General features: G+C 67.7%; 19 protein-coding genes. 5 read left to right on the top strand and 14 right to left on the bottom strand.

Translation table 11 applies throughout. The annotated features are described in order from the left end of the window. Window positions 1-76: 76 nt before the first annotated feature. The 9 genes from odhB to C0461_RS00240 form a co-directional block, all read right to left on the bottom strand. Entirely contained in the window at window positions 77-1,600 is a 1,524-nt protein-coding gene (gene odhB, locus C0461_RS00280; protein WP_292102547.1) for a 2-oxoglutarate dehydrogenase complex dihydrolipoyllysine-residue succinyltransferase, read from the bottom strand. Window positions 1,601-1,647: 47 nt separating this feature from the next. Further along, window positions 1,648-4,671, bottom strand: a complete 3,024-nt coding sequence (locus C0461_RS00275) for a 2-oxoglutarate dehydrogenase E1 component (protein WP_292102538.1) — start codon at window positions 4,669-4,671, stop codon at window positions 1,648-1,650. Between the two features lie 208 nt (window positions 4,672-4,879). Continuing rightward, entirely contained in the window at window positions 4,880-5,782 is a 903-nt protein-coding gene (gene sucD, locus C0461_RS00270) for a succinate--CoA ligase subunit alpha (protein WP_292102537.1), read from the bottom strand. A gap of 11 nt (window positions 5,783-5,793) precedes the next feature. Further along, window positions 5,794-6,219, bottom strand: coding sequence for a PIN domain-containing protein (locus C0461_RS00265; RefSeq protein ID WP_292102534.1), 426 nt, complete (start codon window positions 6,217-6,219; stop codon window positions 5,794-5,796). After that, a complete protein-coding gene (locus C0461_RS00260) occupies window positions 6,203-6,460 on the bottom strand; it encodes a DUF6364 family protein (protein WP_292102531.1) in 258 nt (85 codons plus the stop codon). Before C0461_RS00260 ends, C0461_RS00265 begins: the two co-directional genes overlap by 17 nt. Before the next feature lie 80 nt (window positions 6,461-6,540). Continuing rightward, window positions 6,541-7,044: a hypothetical protein gene (locus C0461_RS00255; RefSeq protein ID WP_292102528.1), complete on the bottom strand. Its 504-nt coding sequence runs from the start codon at window positions 7,042-7,044 to the stop codon at window positions 6,541-6,543. Between the two features lie 76 nt (window positions 7,045-7,120). Beyond that, on the bottom strand, window positions 7,121-8,311 hold the full coding sequence (sucC, locus tag C0461_RS00250; RefSeq protein WP_292102524.1) for an ADP-forming succinate--CoA ligase subunit beta: 1,191 nt from the start codon (window positions 8,309-8,311) through the stop codon (window positions 7,121-7,123). Window positions 8,312-8,396: 85 nt separating this feature from the next. Beyond that, on the bottom strand, window positions 8,397-9,938 hold the full coding sequence (locus C0461_RS00245; protein ID WP_292102522.1) for an MFS transporter: 1,542 nt from the start codon (window positions 9,936-9,938) through the stop codon (window positions 8,397-8,399). A gap of 116 nt (window positions 9,939-10,054) precedes the next feature. Next, entirely contained in the window at window positions 10,055-12,265 is a 2,211-nt protein-coding gene (locus tag C0461_RS00240; RefSeq protein ID WP_292102520.1) for a TonB-dependent receptor, read from the bottom strand. 194 nt (window positions 12,266-12,459) lie between these two features. Between C0461_RS00240 and C0461_RS00235 the strand changes: the two genes are divergently transcribed. Together C0461_RS00235 and C0461_RS00230 are read left to right on the top strand one after the other, a co-directional pair. Continuing rightward, window positions 12,460-13,164, top strand: a complete 705-nt coding sequence (locus tag C0461_RS00235; protein ID WP_292102517.1) for a TetR/AcrR family transcriptional regulator — start codon at window positions 12,460-12,462, stop codon at window positions 13,162-13,164. A gap of 109 nt (window positions 13,165-13,273) precedes the next feature. Next, window positions 13,274-14,020: a LytTR family DNA-binding domain-containing protein gene (locus C0461_RS00230; RefSeq protein ID WP_292102515.1), complete on the top strand. Its 747-nt coding sequence runs from the start codon at window positions 13,274-13,276 to the stop codon at window positions 14,018-14,020. On the opposite strand, the gene C0461_RS00225 is transcribed toward C0461_RS00230, so the two are convergent. From C0461_RS00225 to C0461_RS00215, 3 genes are all read right to left on the bottom strand, one after another. Beyond that, entirely contained in the window at window positions 14,017-15,474 is a 1,458-nt protein-coding gene (locus C0461_RS00225; RefSeq protein WP_292102513.1) for a carotenoid oxygenase family protein, read from the bottom strand. The two genes, C0461_RS00230 and C0461_RS00225, sit on opposite strands and share 4 nt — an antisense overlap. Before the next feature lie 23 nt (window positions 15,475-15,497). After that, complete coding sequence (locus C0461_RS00220) at window positions 15,498-15,911, bottom strand: DUF2141 domain-containing protein (RefSeq protein WP_292102510.1); 414 nt, start codon at window positions 15,909-15,911, stop codon at window positions 15,498-15,500. 223 nt (window positions 15,912-16,134) lie between these two features. Continuing rightward, complete coding sequence (locus C0461_RS00215; protein ID WP_292102508.1) at window positions 16,135-17,067, bottom strand: fatty acid desaturase family protein; 933 nt, start codon at window positions 17,065-17,067, stop codon at window positions 16,135-16,137. Between the two features lie 122 nt (window positions 17,068-17,189). Between C0461_RS00215 and C0461_RS00210 the strand changes: the two genes are divergently transcribed. The 3 genes from C0461_RS00210 to C0461_RS00200 are packed head-to-tail and all read left to right on the top strand — an operon-like array spanning window position 17,190 to window position 18,752. Then, the gene (locus tag C0461_RS00210; RefSeq protein WP_292102503.1) at window positions 17,190-17,597 is read left to right on the top strand and encodes a hypothetical protein; all 408 of its coding nucleotides are present in this window, start codon (window positions 17,190-17,192) and stop codon (window positions 17,595-17,597) included. Next, window positions 17,597-17,794 (top strand): helix-turn-helix transcriptional regulator, encoded by a 198-nt coding sequence (locus C0461_RS00205; RefSeq protein WP_292102499.1) that lies wholly within the window; start codon window positions 17,597-17,599, stop codon window positions 17,792-17,794. Before C0461_RS00210 ends, C0461_RS00205 begins: the two co-directional genes overlap by 1 nt. 31 nt (window positions 17,795-17,825) lie before the next feature. Continuing rightward, entirely contained in the window at window positions 17,826-18,752 is a 927-nt protein-coding gene (locus C0461_RS00200; protein WP_292102497.1) for an alpha/beta hydrolase, read from the top strand. 18 nt (window positions 18,753-18,770) lie between these two features. Here C0461_RS00200 and C0461_RS00195 read toward each other — a convergent pair whose 3' ends face one another. Next, window positions 18,771-19,685 carry a DUF1206 domain-containing protein gene (locus C0461_RS00195; protein WP_292102494.1) on the bottom strand — a complete coding sequence of 305 codons (915 nt, stop codon included), beginning with the start codon at window positions 19,683-19,685 and terminating at the stop codon, window positions 18,771-18,773. A 56-nt stretch (window positions 19,686-19,741) separates the two neighbouring features. Then, window positions 19,742-20,890, bottom strand: a complete 1,149-nt coding sequence (gene ispG, locus C0461_RS00190; protein ID WP_292102488.1) for a flavodoxin-dependent (E)-4-hydroxy-3-methylbut-2-enyl-diphosphate synthase — start codon at window positions 20,888-20,890, stop codon at window positions 19,742-19,744. Window positions 20,891-20,902: the final 12 nt, after the last annotated feature.

Raw genomic sequence — 20,902 nt, 5'->3', positions numbered from 1 at the left:
GCATCCACACCGCCCACTGCATGGGGCGACGCTAGGCGGGCGGGCTCAGCCCGGCGACTGACGGAATCTGTCGGGATCAGAGGTCCAGCAGGAAGCGCTGGGGATCCTCGAGGTTTTCCTTGATGCGGACGAGGAAGGTCACGGCTTCCTTGCCGTCCACGATGCGGTGATCGTAGCTGAGGGCCAGGTACATCATCGGGCGGATCTTCACCTCGCCGTTCACCGCCACCGGGCGCTGGACGATGTTGTGCATGCCCAGAATGCCGGACTGGGGCATGTTCAGGATCGGCGTCGACATCAGCGAGCCGTAGATGCCGCCGTTGGTGATGGTGAAGGTGCCGCCCTGCAGCTGGTCCAGGGTCAGGTCGCCGTCGCGGGCGGCCTTGCCCAGGGCGGCGATGCCCTTCTCGACCTCGGCCAGGGACAGATGGTCGGCGTCGCGCAGCACCGGCACCACCAGACCCTTTTCGGTGCCCACGGCCACGCCGATGTCATAGTGGTTCTTGTAGATGATGTCCGTGCCGTCGATCTCGGCGTTGACCGCCGGGATCTCCTTCAGGGAGGCGACGACCGCCTTCACGAACAGGCTCATGAAGCCGAGCTTGACGCCGTGACGCTTCTCGAAGCTGTCCTTGTAGGCGCTGCGCAGGGCCATGACCGCCGACATGTCCACCTCGTTGAAGGTGGTCAGCTGGGCGGCGGTGTTCTGGGATTCCTTCAGGCGCCGGGCGATGGTCTGACGCAGGCGCGTCATCTTCACCCGCTCCTCGCGCGGGCCCGTGGCGCGGGGCGCTGACGGGGCGGCGGGGGCCGGAGCGGCAGCAGGCGCGGCTTTCGGGGCGTCTGCGGCGGCCAGGGCGTCGCCCTTGAGGATGCGGCCGTCCTTGCCCGAGCCTTCGATGGCCTTGGGGTCCAGGTTCTTCTCGGCCACGATGCGCTGCACCGAGGGCGACAGGTGAGGTGCGTCGGCCTTGTCAGCGACCTGGGCGCTGCCGGCGTTGGCGGCGGGCGAGGACGGGGCGGAGGCGGCGGCGCCTTCGCCGGCGGCCACCTTGCCGATCACCTGGCCGGGGGTGACGGTGGCGCCCTGTTCGGCGGTGATCTCGGCCAGCACGCCGTCGGCGGGCGAGGAGACCTCGACGGCCACCTTGTCGGTCTCGATCTCGACCAGGACCTCGTCCTTCTTCACCGCGTCGCCGGCCTTCTTGGACCAGGCGCCCATGGTGCCCTCGGCCACGCTCTCGCCCATGGTGGGGGTGGTCAGGTCGATGGTCTCGGCCTTGCCTGCGGCTTTGGCGGGTTTGGCTTCGGGTTTGGCTTCAGCCTTCTCGGCCCTGGGCGCGTCCTTTGCGGGGGCGGCCGCGCCGCCCTCGGTCACCTTGCCCAGCACGGCGCCGGCGGTGACCGTGTCGCCTTCACCGGCGGTGATTTCGGCCAGCACGCCGTCGGCGGGGGCCACGACCTCCAGCGAGACCTTGTCGGTCTCCAGCTCCACCAGCAGTTCGTCCTTCTTCACCGCATCGCCGGCCTTCTTTGTCCACTTGGCGACGGTCGCCTCCGAAACGGATTCGCCGAGGGTGGGGGTGAGGATGTCGGCCATGGGAAGGTCCAGTATCTTTCGTGATCAGGCGAAGTGGGTCGGGCGGTTCAGGCGAGGGCTTCGGAGAGGAAGGTCTCCAGCTCCTTGAGGTGTCGGCTCATCAGGCCGGCGGCGGTCGAGGCCGAGGCGGGACGGCCCACATATCGGGCGCGCTTCGCCTTGATGTCCAGCTTGTCGAGAGTCAGCTCCAGCCACGGATCGACGAAAGTCCAGCCGCCCATGTTCTTGGGCTCTTCCTGACACCACACCAATTCGGCGCCCGGGAAGCGGGCCAATTCCGTCATCAGCGACTTCATGGGCCAGGGATAGAACTGCTCCAGGCGCATCAGATAGATGTCGTCGACGCCCTTGCCGTCCTTCGCCGCCGTCTCGCGAGCCTCCAGAAGGTCGTAGTAGACCTTGCCCGAGCACAGCACCACGCGGCGGATGTCCTTGTCGGCCTTCAGCTTGACCCCCGCCACCTCGGGCCGGGTCTGGGCGTCGTCGTGCAGTACCCGGTGGAAGGTCGAGCCCTCCGCCAGTTCGTGCAGGGGCGAGACCGCCTTCTTGTGACGCAGCAGCGACTTGGGCGTCATGATGATCAGCGGCTTGCGGAACGGCCGGTGCATCTGGCGGCGCAGGATGTGGAAATAGTTGGCCGGGGTGGTGCAGTTGGCCACCTGGATGTTGTCCTCGGCGCAGGCCTGCAGGAACCGCTCCAGACGGGCGGAGGAGTGCTCAGGCCCCTGCCCTTCGTAGCCGTGGGGCAGCAGCATGGTCAGGCCGCACATGCGCAGCCATTTGCGCTCGCCCGAGGTGATGAACTGGTCGATCACCACCTGGGCGCCGTTCACGAAGTCGCCGAACTGGGCTTCCCACAGGACCAGGGTGTTGGGGTCGGACAGGGCGTAGCCGTATTCGAAGCCCAGCACCGCTTCCTCGGACAGGGCCGAGTCGATGACCTCGAACTGGGCCTGGCCATCGCGCAGGTTGTTGAGGGGGACGTAGCGGTCCTCGGTGGTCTGGTCGATGACGCCCGAGTGGCGCTGGCTGAAGGTGCCGCGCACGGAATCCTGGCCCGACAGGCGCACCGGGAAGCCCTCGTCCAACAAACCGGCGAAGGCCAGGCTCTCGGCCGTGGACCAGTCGATGTTCTCGCCCGACTCGATCATCTGGCGGCGGCCGTCCATGACGCGCTTCAGCGTCTTGTGGATGTCCACATGGTTGGGGACGGTGGTCAGGCGGTGGCCGTACTCGCGCAGTTTCTCAGCGGGGATGCCGGTTTCGCCGCGCCGCTCGTCGCCCTCGGGCAGGCCCAGGCCCTTCCACTGGCCGTCCAGCCAATCGGCCTTGGAGGCCTTGTAGGTCTTGCCGGCCTCGAACTGCTCGTCGAGGAACTTTTCGAAGGCCTCGATCTCGGCGTCCACGTCTTCCTGCGTCAGCACGCCCTCGTCGATCAGGCGCTGGGCGTAGATTTCGCGCGTCGACGGTTGGGCCCTGATCTTTGAATACATCAGCGGCTGGGTGAAGGTGGGGTCGTCGCCTTCATTGTGGCCGAAGCGGCGGTAGCAGAACATGTCCACCACCACGTCCTTCTTGAAGATCTGGCGGAACTCGGCCGCCACCTTGGCGGCGAAGACCACGGCCTCGGGGTCGTCCCCGTTGACGTGGAAGATCGGCGCCTGGACCATCAGGGCCACGTCCGACGGATAGGGCGAGGAGCGGCTGTTCCGCGGGCTGGTGGTGAAGCCGATCTGGTTGTTGATGATGAAGTGGATGGTGCCGCCGGTGCGGTAGCCCTTCAGGCCCATGAGGGCGAAGCACTCGGCCACCACGCCCTGGCCGGCGAAGGCCGCGTCGCCGTGGATCAGCAGGGGCAGCACCTTGGAGCGGTCCAGCGCCCATTCGGCCTCGGCCTTGCCGGCGTTGGCCTCGCGGATGTCGTGGGCCTGCTTGGCGCGCGCCTTGCCCAGCACCACCGGATTGACGATCTCAAGGTGCGACGGGTTGGCGGTCAGCGACAGGTGCACGGTGTTGCCGTCGAACTCGCGGTCCGACGAGGCGCCCATGTGGTATTTGACGTCGCCCGAGCCCTCGATGTCGGATGGCATGGAGCTGCCGCCCTGGAACTCGTGGAAGATCACCTCGTAGGGCTTGCCCATGACGGCGGCCAGCACGTTGAGGCGGCCCCGGTGGGCCATGCCCAGAACGATTTCGTCGACGCCCATGGCGCCGCCGCGCTTGATGACCTGCTCCAGCGCCGGGACCATGGCCTCGCCGCCGTCCAGGCCGAAGCGCTTGGTGCCGGGGAAGCGCTTGTGCAGGAAGCGCTCGAAGGTCTCGGCTTCGATCAGCTTGGACAGGATGGCGCGCTTGCCGTTGGCGGTGAAGGTGATCTCGCGATCATTGCCTTCCTTGTCGCGGCCCTCGATGCGCTCCTGCAGCCAGGCCTTCTCCTCCGGCTCGGCGATGTGCATGTACTGGATGCCGAGATTGCCGCAGTAAGTCCGGCGCAGGATGGCGATGATCTCGCGCAGGGTGGCGTTCTCCATCCCCAGCACATTGGCGATGAAGATCGGCCGGTCCATGTCGGCTTCGGTGAAGCCCCAGAACTCGGGCGTCAGCTCGGGGTTCTGGATCGGCGGCTCGATGCCAAGCGGGTCCAGATTGGCCTGAAGATGGCCGCGGATGCGGTAGGCCCGGATCAGCATCAGGGCGCGGATGGAGTCGTGGGCCGCGTTGCGGATCTCGTCGCCGGTGACCGAAGCTGCGGGCCCAGAGGCGGCGGAGGCGGCCTTTGCGGCGGGCCTTTTCGGATCGGGCTTCGGAGCGGGCCAGCGGCCGTCCATGGCGCCCAGCTCGTCGGTGGGCTCGGTCACGGGCTTGCGGCCCCATGACCCGGCGCCCGCAGCTTCCTTCACCTGATCGGCGCGGTCGCGCAGCTGATCGAAGAAGGCGCGCCATTCGCCCGAAACCGAAGCGGGATTGTCGGCCCACTTCGCATGGAGTTCCTCGATGAACCCGGCGTTGGCGCCGTAAAGGAAGGAGGTCTCGGCAAAGACCTGGTTCAGCCGACCCGCATCGTCCGCCATCTTATCGCTTCTCGTCCCTTCGGACGCATCCCTTCAAGGCCCGGATCGCACGTCTGCGCATGGGGCGGGGCGTCGGGGGTCATATAACCGCTGTTTCCTTACGGGTCATGACCGCAAGGTGGCGAGACGCGGATATTTTTCGATTTGCCGGACAAAAACGCCCCCGGTTTGCGGCCGGGGGCGTCGTCGCGTGGAGTCTCGCAAGGGATCAGCCCTTGAGGACGTCCATCAGGGTCGAACCCAGGCGGGCCGGGGAGGGGGAGACGCGGATGCCCGCGGCCTCCATGGCCGCGATCTTGGACCCGGCGTCGCCCTTGCCGCCAGACACCACCGCGCCGGCGTGACCCATGGTGCGGCCTTCCGGGGCGGTGCGGCCGGCGATGAAGCCGACCATGGGCTTCTTGCGGCCCTTCTTCGCCTCATCGATCAGGAACTGGGCGGCGTCCTCTTCCGCCGCGCCGCCGATCTCGCCGATCATGACGATGGACTTTGTCTCGTCGTCGGCCAGGAACATCTCGAGCACGTCGATGAACTCGGTGCCCTTGACCGGGTCGCCGCCGATGCCGACGGCCGTGGTCTGGCCCAGGCCCTCATTGGTGGTCTGGAATACCGCTTCATAGGTCAGGGTGCCCGAGCGCGAGACGATGCCCACATTGCCCTTCTGGAAGATCTGGCCGGGCATGATGCCGATCTTGCATTCCTCGGGGGTCAGCACGCCGGGGCAGTTGGGGCCCAGCAGCCGGGACTTCGACGTCTCCAGCCGCGCCTTGACCCGCACCATGTCCAGCACCGGGATGCCCTCGGTGATGCAGGTGATGAAGGGGATCTCGGCCTCAATGGCCTCGATGATGGCGTCGGCCGCGCCCGCCGGGGGCACATAGATCACGCTGGCGTCGGCGCCGGTGCGCTCCTTCGCCTCGGCCACGCTGGCGTAGATGGGCAGGGTTTCTTCCTCGGACCCGTGCCAGGTCTCGCCGCCCTTCTTGGGGTGCACCCCGGCGACCATTTTCGTGCCGTAGTAGCGCAGCGCCTGTTCCGTGTGGAAGGTGCCGGTCTTGCCGGTCAGGCCCTGGACGATGACCTTGGTGTTCTTGTCGACGAGGATGGACATGGGGACTGCTTTCAGGCGGTGGGAAGGAAAGGGTTCTCGACCCGGACCGAGCCATAGGTCTGGCCGTGGTTCAGGTCTTCGGAATAGACGACGCGGGCGCCCAGCCGCTCGGCGGCGGCGATGATGGCGCCGTCCCAGTAGGAGATCCGGTAGCGACGGGCGTTCTCGATGCCGCCGCGCACCACCTTGTAGTCGACGGGCTGGAACGGCTTCTTCGACAGGCGAAACACCCATTCCTGGGCTTCTTCGGCGGTCAGCGGGCGCGCCCCCTTGCGCTGGGCGTTGACGAAGAACTCGGCCAGAACCTGAGCCGAGGTGCCGAAACGCAGAGTCAGCAGTTCGACCGCGCGCTCGTACTTGACCGGTTCGTCGGCCGAACCGAGCGCGGCGTAGATCAGGACGTTGGTGTCGAGGAAAACGTCAGCGCCAGCGATCAAAACGAGGCTCGCCGCTGTAGGTTTCTTCACGGGAGGGCCGCCAGTCGCCCATGCGGCCCTCGCTCTCGCGGGCCAGCTTCAGCAGGGCCTCGGTCGCCTCGTCATGCTCGGTTTCCTCCTCGACCAGCCGGGTCAGGAACTGGCGCACCATCTCGTTGACGCTGGTCCGCTTCATGGCGGCCAGCACCCGCACCTTGTCGAGCAGGGCGTCGTCGATGGCGAGGGTGAGGTTGCGGGTCACGAAGAAGGTTTTACACGGGTTATGTGGAGCACACAACCTGCGGAGCCATCGCGTCCCGAACGGCCCCATGGATAGAGGGATCAGTCGGCCTCGATCAGCACCAGTTGCCGCGACAGGCTGACGACGACCCTGCCGCTCGCCCGGTCATAGGTGGATGTCAGCGTATACCCGCCCAGGCTTGACCACATGCGCATCTCGCCTTCGATCGGCAGATTCGGAACACGATCTGGTTGTAACCCGAGATCTGCTGCGAGTTGGGCGATCTCCGTGAGCCAGTCGCCTCTCGCCCTTGCCGCATCAACCGTGCAGATCGAACCAAGTGATGGATCAACTCTCCCCGGTTCCGGCAAGCTCGTCAGCGCGACATGAGCATCGCGCACACGATATCCAACGCTCCAGCCGTGAGCGGAACTGGAAGATCTTGTTCGGACAGATCGCCAGCCACGCTCACGAGCGAGACGGTCGATCGCCTCACGGTTCATCTCCGTTTCGACGCAGGCTTCACGCACAAGATGCGCCACCGTAGGCGGTTCAGACGGCTGAGCATTCACGAGCATAAAAGCAAGTGCCAGAGCTGCAGTCATAGCGGGGCTCCTCTTGTTCGGGTGTGCACTTTAGGCCAACCCACATGAAAAGTTCACGCTAGCCCCAGCTGGCAGCCTACCCCACCGCGGCGACGATCTTCTGGGCGGCGTCGTCCAGGTCGTCGGCGGCGGTGATGGCCAGGCCGGATTCGTTGAGAATCTTCTTGCCCAGCTCCACATTGGTGCCTTCCAGACGCACCACCAGCGGCACCTTGAGGCCCACTTCCTTCACCGCCGCGACCACGCCCTCGGCGATGACGTCGCAGCGCATGATGCCGCCGAAGATGTTGACCAGGATGCCCTTCACGTTGGGATCGGCGGTGATGATCTTGAAGGCTGCGGTGACCTTTTCCTTCGAGGCGCCGCCGCCCACGTCCAGAAAGTTGGCGGGCTCCTTCCCGTACAGCTTGATGATGTCCATGGTCGCCATGGCCAGGCCGGCGCCGTTGACCATGCAGCCGATGTCGCCGTCCAGGGCCACATAGGCCAGGTCATGTTTGGACGCCTCGATCTCCTTGGCGTCCTCCTCGGTCTCGTCGCGCAGGGCGACGATATCCGGGTGGCGGAACAGGGCGTTGCCGTCGAAGCTGACCTTGGCGTCCAGCACGCGCAGGCGGCCGTTCTCCATGACGATGAGCGGATTGATCTCCAGCATGGACATGTCCTTGTCCACGAACGCCCGGTAGAGGGTCGGGAACAGGGTCTCGCCGTCCTGGGCGGCAGCGCCGTCCAGCTTCAGGGCCCCGTTGATCTTCGCCACGTCGGCCTCGGTGACGCCGGCGACGGGGTCGATGACGATGGTCTGGATCTTCTCGGGCGTGTCGTGGGCGACGGCCTCGATGTCCATGCCGCCCTCGGTGGAGACCACGAAGGCGATGCGGCCGTGCTGGCGGTCCACCAGCAGCGAGCAGTACAGCTCGCGGGCGATGTCGGCGCCGTCCTCGATGTACAGGCGGTTGACCTGCTTGCCGGCCTCGCCGGTCTGGGCGGTGACCAGGGTGTTGCCCAGCATGTCCTTCGCGTGAGCCACGACCTCTTCAATCGATTTCGCCAGCCGCACGCCGCCCTTGGCGTCCGGGCCCAGCTCCTTGAACTTGCCCTTGCCGCGTCCGCCGGCGTGGATCTGGGACTTCACGACATACAGCGGGCCGGGCAGTTGGCGGGCCGCAGCCTCGGCCTCGTCCACCGAGGTGATGGCGACGCCCGAGGCGACGGGAGCCCCGAAGCCCTTCAGAACCTGCTTGGCCTGGTATTCGTGAATGTTCATGGAGAGGACCGCTGACGCTGGGGAGGAAGGTTGAGGCGCTTATAAAGGCCGCCCCTTCGCAGGCGCAACAGGCGATCCCCTCCGATCAGTCCACCCAGTCGCGCTTCAGGGTGCGCGAAGCCGCGATCAGCAGCACCGAGGCCAGCAGATAGAAGCCCATGCCGGTGTAGATGGCCCAGCGCAGGCTCTCGTCCCCGAAGCGGGGCGCCAGCAGATCGCTCATCCAGCCGAAATAGTAGAAGCCCACGGCGATGCCGAGCAGGTTGTTGATCAGCAGGAACAGGGCCGAGGCGGTGGAGCGCATGGGCGCCGGGACCAGGTGCTGGATCGCCGCGGTGATCGGCCCCAGCCAGGCCAGATTCAAGCCTGTGGGGATCAGGAAGATCAGGAAGGCCAGCGTCAGCTGCTGCACCGCGCTGCCGCCGCCGGGAAGCACCAGGCCGATGATCCAGGGCGAGTTCATGGCCGCGATGAACAGCGGCGCCGAGATCAGGAAGGCGATGGCCGGCGTGAGGGGATAGGCGCCCTTGCCGCGCTTCGCCAGCTTGTCGGCGATGGCGCCGCCCATCCAGATTCCCAGGGTGCCGCCGATCAGGGCGATGCCCGCATAATACCAGCTGGTCTGCAGCAGGGTCAGGTCGAAGCTGCGCATGAAGAACAGAGGCAGCCAGCCGGCTATGCCGTAGCCGCACACCGACGACGAGGCCGCGCCCAGCGCCAGCAGCCAGAAGCTCTTTTTCGGGAAGACGTAGGAGGCTGTGACCTTGGCGATCCAGAAGGACACGCCGATGACCGTCGCCAGGCCGCCGGCGAAGGCCAGCACCAGCGGATTGCCCACGGGCACGCCGCCGAACCAGGCCAGGGCCGCCAGGGCGAAGGCGACCGCGCCGGCCACCAGCATCAGGCGCGAGGCGTTGAGGCCCACGCGATTCGGCGCCGCGATCACTACGGGACGTGCCGCCGCAGTCTGCACAGGGGAAGGCTGAACGGGGGCGGCGTCCACGACCGCCGGACGGGCGATGTCGGTGGCGCCGCGCTTCGGATCCCGCACCGTCAGGCGCAGCACAGGGGCCAGCAGCACGCCCAGCAGACCCACCACGATGAAGGCGGTGCGCCAGCCGTACTGGGCCGCCAGCACGCCGCCCACCAGGGTGCCCGCCGCAGTGCCCAGCGGAATGCCGAAGGCGAACACGGCCAGGGCGCGCGCCCGCTGGTGGGGCGGGAAATAGTCGGCCACGAGGGAATAGGCCGGGGCCACCCCGCCCGCTTCGCCCACGCCCACGCCCATGCGGAACAGGAACAGCTGGCCGAACGAGCCCGCCACGCCGCACAGGGCGGTGAAGCCGGACCAGACCGTCAGGGCGCCGGTCATGATCCACACCCGGCTGAACCGGTCCGCCAGCCAGGCCAGCGGGATAGCCAGGGTCGAATAGACCGAAGCGAAGGCGATGCCGCCGAGAAGGCCGAACTGGCTGTCCGACAGGCCGAACTCCGCCTTCAGCGGCGCGGCCAGGATGCCGATGATCTGCCGGTCCAGGAAGTTCAGCATGTAGACCAGGACCAGGATCGCCAGAACGTAATAGCGATATCCCGGCTTCTCGATGCGCGCTTCGGCCTGTGCGGTCATCGGCGTCTCCCCTCGACTTTACTGTTGGCCGGAACGGTAGCGCCGTCCCCGAACCATGCAAAAGAAAAAGGCGGCGGACCGAAGCCCGCCGCCTGTGTCAGTCTTCGCTCAGAGGATCAGAACCGGACCTGCAGCGCCGCCGTCCAGGTGCGCGGCGGGCCGTAGAAGGCGCTGATGGAGTCGCCGAACACAGCGCCCGGGAAGTTGTAGCCGCCCGTGCGGTACTCCTCGTCGGTCAGGTTCTTGCCATGCAGGGCCAGCTGCCACCGCCGGTCCGGCGAGGTCCAGACCGCCGACAGGTCCACCAGGGCGTAGCCCTCCTGGTCCAGGATCGGATTGGGGAACTCGAACTGGCTGAAGTCGCCGCGGTAGGACACCGAGGGGGTCACGGCCAGTTGTCCGCCCATGACGTCGCCCATCCAGGTCAGGCCCAGATAACCGCTCCAGCGCGGCGCGTTCTGCACCACCACCAGATCCGAGATGTCCTCGTACTGCATGGTGGTCAGGTTGTAGCGGATGAACTCCTCGAACTCGGCTTCCATGTAACCGACGGCGAAGTTGGCCGTCAGGAAGTCGGTCAGCCACAGCGAGCCTTCGAACTCGGCGCCGTAGATGGTCGAGGCGCCGACGTTGTCCACGAAGCTGGCGATGCCCGTGGCGGTGGGCACCTGGGTGGTGACCTGCTGGTCCTGATAGTCGGAATAGAACAGGGCCGAACTGAAGGTCAGCCGGCGGTCGAAGGCGTAGCCCTTCAGACCCAGCTCATAGCTGTTCACCGTTTCCGGGTCATAGCCGTCTACCGTGTCCGGCGTGGCGGTGGCGTCGCCGCGCATGTCGAAACCGCCGGACTTGAAGCCCTGGCTGAAGGCCGCATAGCCGGTCAGGTCGTCGGTCAGGTCATAGGAGACCGAGATGCGCGGGGTGAACTGGCTGAACGAGCGGGTGTTCGTATAGAGGGTGTTCTGCACCAGCGGAGTCGCCGCCGGGCCACCCGTCAGCGGGGTCTGACCCACGCCCAGATAGGTGGCGCGGTTCACAAAGCCGGTCTTCTCGTCCTCGGTGTAGCGGGCGCCGACGGCCAGACGCAGACGGTCCGACAGGTCGAAGTTGAAGTCGGCGAACACCGCATAGCTTTCGGTGTCAACGAAGCCGCCGTTGCCGATGCTGACGCCCAGGTTGCCGAGGATGGTGTCAAAGGCGCCCTCGGCGTGACCATCCAGATAGTAGACGCCGGCCACACCTTGCCAGCGCGCGCCGTTAAACAGCAGCTGGAACTCCTGGGTGAACTGGTCGTCGGCATAGTAGGCGGGGATGTCCAGGATGGGCGACGGGGTGCCGTCGAAGTCGATGACCGTGTCGGTATTGCCTTCGCGGCGCGCGGTAATGGACTTGAAGGTCAGCAGGTCGTTGATGGTCCACTCGGCGGTCAGCGACAGGCCTTCGGTCTCGACAGAGTTGTCGTCGCCCAGGCCTGCACGGGTGTCGTAGATGCTGGGCAGGACATCCGAACCCGGCGCGGTTCCGGCGACCTCGCGGTGGCCGTGTCGGGCATTGGAATTGTCTTCCACGCGGTCATAGGCGAAGCGGAAGAACAGGTCAGCGGTCGGCGCCCACTCGGCGCTGAAACGGGCGGCCAGAACGTCCTTGTCATAATGGTCGGCGCCGGTGGTCAGGTTTTCGCCGAAACCGTCACGGTTGTAGCTGGCGATCGCCCCGCCGATGCGGAAAGTGTCGCCCAGGGGCGCCGAACCCGACGCGATGAGGTCCACCTGCCCGTACGACCCGACGGCGCCGCGCAGGATCAGCTCCGGCTCAGGGGCCAGGCGCGAGGTCACATATTTGATGGCGCCGCCGATGGTGTTGCGGCCGTACAGGGTGCCTTGCGGTCCGCGCAGGACCTCGATGCGCTCGATGTCGAAGATGTCCAGCACGGCGCCCTGGGGCCGGGCCACATAGACGTCGTCGATGTAGAGACCCACGCCCGGCTCGAAGCCCCACAGGGGGTCCTGCTGGCCCACGCCGCGGATGAAGGAGATCAGGGTCGAGTTGGAGCCGCGGGCCACCTGGACCGTGGCGTTGGGGGTCTGCTGCTGCAGCACGGTCACGTCGGCGGCGCCGGTCAGCTCAAGCCGTTCGCTGCTCAGGGCGGTGACCGCGACGGGCACCTCGCGCAGGGATTCCTCCCGGCGCCGGGCGGTGACGATGACCTCTTCCACCTGGGTGGCGGACGGTTGTTCGGAGACCTGGGCCTGGGCCACGGCGGCCGGGGCGGCGAGCGCGCTGAACGCGGCGCCCGTCAGAAGAGCGGATTTGACGAATTTGTGCATGAGATGCCCCAACCTGTGTTTCCGGTGACGACGCCATTTATTCAGCGTTCAATGATTTTCCCGAAACTGATCGCGTTTTCGCTGTCTGTCAAATGGTCAAGCATCGCCCAACCGGGTGAAAGCCTGACCGTGTGGCGCCGGCGCCATGCTCGGCGCCGATTGCCCGACACCCTCGCGCGCTCTAGCGTCCGCCCATGACTCGTTCGCCCGTTGCCGCCGAGACGGCCAAGCCCACGCCCGCCCGCCGGGGCCGTCCGTCCAAGGACCAGAAGGCGGGGGAAACCCGCGAGGCGATTCTGGACGCCGCCGAGGACCTGTTCTCCAAGCACGGGTTCTATGGGGTCACGATCCGGGAGGTGGCGCGCGAGGCGGGCGTGGATACGGCCCTGGTGCACTATTATTTCGGCGCCAAGCGCGGGTTGTTCGATGCGGTCTTCATCCGCCGGGCCGAGGTCTGGAACAACGAACGGGTGGAGGCCATCGACCGCTATGTGGCGGAGGCCGGGGACGCGGCCACGCTGGAGGGCATCCTCGAAGCCTTCCTGCGCCCGCCGTTCCAATGGTCGCTCAAGGGCGGGCCGGGCTGGAAGCACTATGCGGCGCTCGTGGCCCAGACCAACGCCAATCCGGCCTTCGGCGGCGAGACCATGGCGCGCTATTTCGACCCGGCCATCCACCGCCTGATCGAGGCGGTGCGGCTGGTCCTGCCCGGCGCGCGCGACGTGGACCTCTACTGGGCCTGGCACAATCTGTCGGGCGCCCTGACCCTGACCCTTGGCGAGACCGGCCGTATCGACCGGCTGTCGGGCGGTCAGTGCCGGTCCGGCGATCTGGAGACCGCGTGTGACTATATGGTCCGCTTCGCCGCCGCCGGGTTCCGGGCGGTGTGCAGCCGCTGAGATCCGTCAGCTCCCAATCCGGCTGTTTTTCGCACCCTGAGTCCAACAAGAGTCGTCGCGGTCTGGACAGACGGCTCCGGTCCCGGCCTGAATGGTGCGGGGGAATCGCATGTCCGCACGCCTGAAACGCCTGATCACCGGAGACCCCGCCAAGGGAGTGGGGATCGCCGTGGCCGCCGGCGTCTTCCTTGCCCTGACCAACGCCTTCGGCTCGACGACAGACCTATGGCTTCGGCTGGCTTACTGGGTCGTGCTGATGATCGCGGCCGGACTGTGGGCCGAGGTCTGCATGCGTGCGGTTCGCCGCGTGCCGGGCATGGAGGCGTCCGTGCCCGCCCGGTTCGTGGTGTCGGTGCTGGTCATCGGCCTGCCGCTGACCCTTGTGGTCTGGGGCGTGACGGGCTGGATATTCTACGGCCAGGCGTACGGGTTCGACATGCTGCCCGGTCTGGTCTGGCGGGTGCTGCTGATCACCGCCGGGATGACCGCCATCGGCATGGCGCTGGAGCCGAAGACGGTCACCACCAAGGCGGGTGACGAGCCGCCGCGCTTCCTTGACCGTCTGCCGCCCCGGCTGCGCGGCGCGGTGATCCACGCCGTCCAGGCCGAGGACCACTATCTGCGCATCCACACCGACCGGGGCTCGGACCTGATCCTGATGCGCCTGTCGGACGCCGTCGCCGAGCTTCAGGGGCTGGAGGGCGCCCAGACCCACCGCAGCTGGTGGGTCGCCAAGGACGCCGTGCAGGACGTCAAGCGCGGCGACGGGCGCGCGACCCTGACGCTTGACGGCGGCCTCACCGTCCCCGTCAGCCGCCGCCACGCCCGCGCCCTGCGCGCCGCTGGCTGGTATTAGGCCGTCACCCAGTTCCCGTGGAACGCGGCCGGCATGGCCACGTCGGCGCGCCAAGTGCAGACGGGCCCGTCCTCGACCCGCGCCATGTCCAGCACGTGCAGCTCGGTGACGCCCTCGCGCAGGTTGATGGTGGGGCCCACCAGCCAGGCGTCCGCCTCGCCGCTCATGCCCGACTTGGGCACATGGACCATCTCGTCCACCACATGGCCGGCGCCGAAATCATAGCCGTGGGTGCGGCCCTGATCCCAGTCGGTGACACCCACCGCCGTGGCCAGCGGCCGGTCCGGCTCCTCGCCCAGGGTGTGCAGGCTGTAACGTCGCCGTTGACCCGCCCGACGCGCATCCCCGCGAGGGAACTCGGCCGCCGCCCCGGCGTGCTCCAGCCGCCCCTGACCGTCCGGTGACAGGCTCATCATGGCCAGGCGTGCAGGCTCATTGCCCAGCGGCACGCCGTTCAGGATGTCCTGGGCGCCATGGGCCGCGAAGTCCATGTCTGCATGGGTGCAGACGTCGAAGCGGATGGTCCCGCCCGTCTCCTCCCAGGCGTCGCCCAGATGGAAGAAGCCGAAGGCCGGGGCCTCGAACATCCGCCGGGCATCCAGATCGTCCTTGTCGATCACCAGCACCTGGGTCCCCTGATCCGGCAGCCAGTCATAGGCGGTGGAGACCGGCATGACGTTGCGCGCATGCACCCAGGGCTGCAGCACGATCACCAGATGGCGCGCCGTGGCGGTGAAGTCGTGGATATAGCTGGCGCGGGGCAGTGGGATGACCCGCGCGTCCTCCAGCGCCCCGTCCGCCGCCAGACGCCAGACCACGGCCTGATTTCCGTTCATGCCCAGATTCCAGATGCGGCCGTCCGGCTCGATACGCGGGTGGGCCAGGAACGGCATGGACTTCAGGTCCGGGCGCAGGGTGACGAAGCCGCGCGTCTCCAGGGTGTCGGGATCCATGGCCATGGGCGAGCCTGCCTCCCACAGGGCCCAGATGGCGTCGCCCACCCTGTGCACAGAGGTGTTGGCCGGATTGACGTCGTCCACCGAGCCGATCTCGGCGCGCGGGTCGGCCGCCGTACCGAAGCCCGGCATGACCATGGCGTCCAGCCGCGTCTCCTGACGCCGCTTGGGCGTGTCGGCGAAGCGGGCGGCCAGAGTGGCCTGACCGTCGTGGATGCCGAAGCGGCGGATCAGGCCGTCGCCGTCGAACCAGTGCTGGGACGAGCCGCCGGGGCGCCGGAACTTGGCGGGGCCGTTGCGGTACAGCGCGCCGGACAGACCCTCGGGAACGCGCCCGTGAACCCGCTGAAGCACGCGCGGGGCGATGTCGCCCTCCACGTCGGCGGTGGCCAGGGACCAGTCGGAGGCGACCCGCAGGGCGCGGGCGGCGAAGGCCATGTCGGGCGTGATGGCCAGGGCGGCGGCGGCGGTCAGGAATGTGCGGCGCGAGGTGTCCATGGTGTCAGCTCCCCAGTCCGGTTTCAGCGCAGGGTGATGGTCTGGCGGGTCTCGCCCGGGACGGCGAAACGGGCCCGGTCCCACGAGGCGGGGCCCATGTTGCCAACGGCGTTGTTGGAGAAGCCGAACGGTTCGGTGGGCATGCCGAAGGGGTTGGCGTTCATCTCGCCGTCGCCGTTCACATCGTGAAAGGCGCGCAGGGCGTAGTCGCCGGGGGGCAAGCCTTCGAACCGCGCGACGCGCTCGCCGCCGGCCACATCGATCCGCACCCCGCGCACGGCGGCGCCGCCGCCGTCCCAGGCGTCCTCGCTGTCGAACAGGGCGGCCATGATCACCCCTTCCCCGACGCCGACGTCGAAGGTGATCTCGACGACGCTGGTCTCGGCGGTCTGAAGCGTCAGGGCGGCGGCCAGGAAGAGGGCGGGGATGGAAAACATGATCGGGCTCCCGTGATGAAGACCCGATCGCCGGGCCGTCGATGGCCCCGTCATTTCGTGTGGAGCGCGGCGCCGCCACCGCCGATGCGTTCTCGCCCGTCCCGCCTTCGCCAACGACCACACCCGTCCGTTCGCGAAGCGCGGATGAACGGGATCAGGACATTTGAAGGGGAGCCTGATTCACGGCATCGGCGGGATTGTGACGCGATCCCGCCTCAACCGATCAGGCTCCGGCTGCAGTCCTGAGAACGGCCAGATAGCCCGGCGCCATCTCCATGCGCGCGGCCTCGGGGCGGGTTTGCAGCAGCCGGTGCAGGCGCGGCAGGCGCCAGCAGGGCACATGCATGAACAGGTGGTGCTCGGCGTGATAGTTGACCCAGTAGGGGGCGATCAGGGCCCGCTCGATCCAGCCGGCCCGGGTGGTGCGCGCAGCGCGGAAGGCATCCTCGGCCGAGCCCTCGACGCAGGCGTGCTCGGCGATGTTGCGCAGGCGGGTGACCAGCGGGAACCAGGTGCCCATGGGCAGCAGCCACAGCACGAAATACGCCCACCAGAAGCCCGCCAGCGTCAGCGCCGCGAGCATCCCCGCATTGACCATCAGGAAGGGCGCCACCGACTTGCCGGTGACCACCGCGCCCTCGGCCATGTCTTCGTCGCGTTGATTGCGGAAGGCGCCGATCAGCAGCATGACCCGCTGCTTGAAGAAGGTCTGGCCGGTCAGGTCGCGGATGATCTTGCGCCGCAGGGATGCGCCGGTGACGGGGAACGGTTCGGACAGCACCAGATCCGGGTCCTCCGGCTGCTGGGCGAATTTGTGGTGGGACAGGTGATAGGGTCGGTAGGCGCCGAGGCTGGCGCCGACGGGCACGGCGCACAGCCAGTGGCCGAGGAAATCGTTGAGCTTCAGATTCTTCGCCAGCGCCCCGTGGGCCGCCTCGTGCATCAGGATGGCCAGACCCAGCTGGCGGGCGCCGATGATCATGATGCAGACCGGGATCAGCACCGGCCACATGACGCCCGCGGCGATGGCCAGGGCGATCACCGTCCAGGCGTGCAGCACCAGCATCGGCCCCCGCCAGTGGCTGCGCGCCTGAAAGGGCGCCCATTCCTGGGGCGTGAACAGACGGGTCGGGGAAATGCGCGGCGCGGCGGGCATGAGGCCATCATAGCGCGTTTTCCAGAAAGGATGATGAGTCGTGTCAGCCTGACGAAATGTCGTGTTGACCTTACACTACGCCTGTGTCATGTTGACCTTACATTTGGTCAGGAGGACATGACATGCTCACCCTAGGAAAACAACAAACCACCCCGGCCGGGCGCCGCTATGTGGTGCGAACCATGGCGTTCATGGGCGGCTATGTGGCGGTCAATGTGGCGGCCATTTTCGGCGCCTTTGACGAGATCATCGGCCGGCCCGTGGCCTGGGCGCTGGCGCTGGCGGTGGCGGCGCCCGTGGCCGGCCAGATCTGGGCCACCCTGATGCTGATGCGCGACTCCGACGAGTTCGTGCGCGGCGTCACCGCCAAGCAATTCATCCTGTCAGCGGGCATCGCCATGGCGCTGGCGACGGCGTGGGGTTTTGGAGAGAGCTACGCCGGCGCGCCCCACGTCCCGGCCTGGCTGATCTACCCCCTGTTCTGGGCCGTCTTCGGGATGGTCGCGCCGTTCGTGCGGAGTTCCAACTGATGAAGAACAGACTGCGCGTCCTGCGCGCCGAGAAGGGCTGGACCCAAGCCGAGCTGGCGGACCGGCTGGGCGTCTCCCGACAGGCCGTCAACGCCCTCGAGACCGAGAAGCACGACCCGTCCCTCGATCTCGCCTATCGCATCGCCGCCCAGTTCGGGGCCGCGGTGGAAGACATCTTCGACAATCCGCACGGCTAAGGCCGGCGGTTCATTCCCAAGGAGAAATACGATGTTCAACGTTCGCTCATGGAGCGCGCGCCTGGCCGCCTGCGCGCTGATCGCCCTGTCGGTCGGCGCCGTGGCCGCCCTGCCCGGACGGGCCGAGGCCCAGACCGCCGCCCCGGCGCCGGGGTTTGTTTCCGATCGCATCAGCGTGGAGGCGCTGGGCGAAGGCCCCGACGTGGTGCTGATACCCGGCATGGCGTCGTCGCGCGAGGTGTGGCGGGTGACCGCCGAGGCTCTGGCTGTCGATTACCGGGTGCATCTGGTGCAGCTGTCCGGTTTCGCAGGGGAGCCGTGGGCCCACGGCGACGGCGCCTTCTGGCGGCCCGCCGTGGCCGAGATCGAACGCTATATCGAGACGGCTGGACTGGAGCGGCCCGCGATCATCGGCCACTCCATGGGCGGGGCGTCGGGCGTCATGCTGGCGCAGGATCGCCCCAACCTGATCGGCCGGGTGATGAGCGTGGATTCCCTGCCGTACTTCGGCGCGTTGTACGGCCCGTCCGTCACCCCTGAGACCGCCGCGCCCATGGCCGAACAGGCGGTCCGCGCCCTGCTCGCCTCTGACGACGCCGCCTTTCGCGCGGGCCAGGAGGCCCTGGCCCAGGGCATGAGCCGCGACGCGGCGACGCGTGCGGCCATGGTGGACTGGTCCATGGCTTCCGACCGTCAGGCCATGGGCGCGGCCATGCGCGACCTGATGACGACTGACCTGCGGCCGGGTCTGGCGGCCATGACCACCCCGGTCTGGGCGGTCTATGCGGCCGACGCGGACGGCGGCGCTCCCGCCGTATTGGCTGACGGGATGTGGGCGCGGGAGTATGCCGATCTGCCCGGCGTGCGGCTGGAGCGGGTGGACGGCTCGCGCCACTTCATCATGGCCGACCAGCCGGAGGTCTTCATGGCGCTGGTGCGGGCGTTCCTGAGCGAGTGATCCGACGGCGCTTTTCTCCTATCGAGGCTTGATGTCGTGCGGCATGCGGATGCGCCGCCAGCGGGCCTCGACCAGGGCGAAGGCGCCGAAGGCCATGATGCCCAGTCCGGTCCCGCCGAGAATCCAGGCGCCGTAGGGCTGGGACTGCAGCACATCCAGCGAGGCGCCGAAGCTGCGCGCCTCTTCGGCCCGCGTGTTCAGGCCGGCAAGGACGACGAAGATTCCCATGGGCAGATACACCACGCCCCGCGCCGCGTAGCCCGCCCGGGCCAGAGGCACCACGCGCTCGCAGGTCTTGCGGTCGCACGCCAGCCAGGACGCGAAGTCGCCGCGCATGCCCTTGATGATATTGCCCACGCCCATGCCGATGATGAACAGGCCGGCGCCGATCAGCAGCCAGTCGCCGTAGGGCATGTCCATGACGGTGTAGGCCTGCTGCTGCGCCTCGGCGCCGCCGTCATCCGCCTGAATCTCGCCCACCTCGTCCATCAGCTCGAAGACCGACGACGCCAGGATGCCGTAGAACACGCCACTGAGCGCCTGGCCCGCGCGTTTGCCGATGGCGGCGAGCGACCAGCCCTCATGGTCGGCGTCGGCCACGGACTGCAGCACGCGCCACAGCACGAACATCCACAGGCCCACGCCCAGCAGGGTCAGCCAGACCCGGCCGAACGGCTGGCCCGCCGTGAGTTCGATGATCCCGCCGGCGCCCACGCTGTCGCCCATCAGCCCCATGGCCGTCAGCAGGGCCACCAGCCCCACGTTGAAATAGACGAAGCCGCGGGCGCCGTAGCCGAGGCGGGCGGCCCATTCCAGCAAGGTCTGGATCGACGGCAGCGACCGGCCTGTGAGACGTTCCATGCGACGGCCCAGACGCCGGGCCGCGCGTTCACCGAAACGGCGGCTCTCGGCGATCGCCTGGGTCAGGGTCATGGGTATTCGTCCTCCGTGCGCGGAGGCAAACGCCCGAGTTGTGCAAACGGCTCCGCCTATTCGGCGGCCTGAGCGGCGCCCGCGCGCTCGGCGTCGAGCTCGGCGGCCTTCTTCTCCACCAGTTCGACGATGTGCTCGACCATGCCGGCGTTGTCCTGCTTGTGGGTCATCTTGCCGGCCAGATAGACCATGCCCGCGCCCTTGCCGCCGCCGGTGAAGCCCACGTCGGTGTAGAGCGCCTCGCCGGGGCCGTTCACGACGCAGCCGATGATGGACAGACTCATGGGGGTGGTGATGTGGGCCAGCCGCTCTTCCAGCACGCCCACGGTCTCGATGACGTTGAAGCCCTGACGGGCGCAGGACGGGCAGGCGATGATGTTGACGCCCCGGTGGCGCAGGCCCAGCGACTTCAGGATGTCGAAGCCGACCTTGATCTCCTCCACCGGATCGGCGGCCAGGCTGACCCGGATGGTGTCGCCGATGCCGGCCCACAGCATGGAGCCCAGCCCGATGGCGGACTTGATGGTGCCGGTGCGCAGAGGCCCGGCCTCGGTCACGCCCAGATGCAGGGGGCAGTCGATGGCGTCGGCCAATTGCTGATAGGCGGCCACGGTCAGGAAGGGGTCGGAGGCCTTCACCGAGATCTTGAACTCATGGAAGTCCTCGTCCTGCAGGATGCGGGCGTGGTTCAGCGCGCTTTCCACCATCGCATCGGGGCAGGGCTCGCCGTATTTCTCGAGCAGTTCGCGCTCCAGCGACCCGGCGTTGACGCCGATGCGCATGGAGCAGCCGTGGTCTCGCGCCGCCTGGATTACCTCGCGCACCCGGTCGCGCGAGCCGATGTTGCCCGGATTGATGCGCAGGCAGGCGGCGCCCGCCTGGGCCGCCTCGATGCCCCGGCGATAATGGAAATGGATATCTGCCACCAGCGGCACGCGAGACTCCCGCGCGATGGTGCGGAAGGCGGCGGTGGACTCTTCATCGGGGCAGGACACCCGCACGATGTCGGCCCCGGCCTCCTCCAGCTGACGGATCTGCTCCAGGGTCGCCGCCGCGTCGGCGGTCGGCGTATTGGTCATGGACTGGACGCTGATGGGAGCGTCGCCGCCCACGGCCACGGAGCCCACATGGATCTGGCGGCTCTTGCGGCGCTCGATATGGCGCCAGGGGCGGATGTGGCCCAGCTGGTCGGCGGCGTTGGACATGACACACCCTAG

This window comes from Brevundimonas sp., from assembly GCF_013823285.1.
Taxonomy (GTDB): domain Bacteria; phylum Pseudomonadota; class Alphaproteobacteria; order Caulobacterales; family Caulobacteraceae; genus Brevundimonas.
Note: the sequence above shows the minus strand (reverse complement) of the source record. Positions and strands in the feature narration are given on the sequence as shown.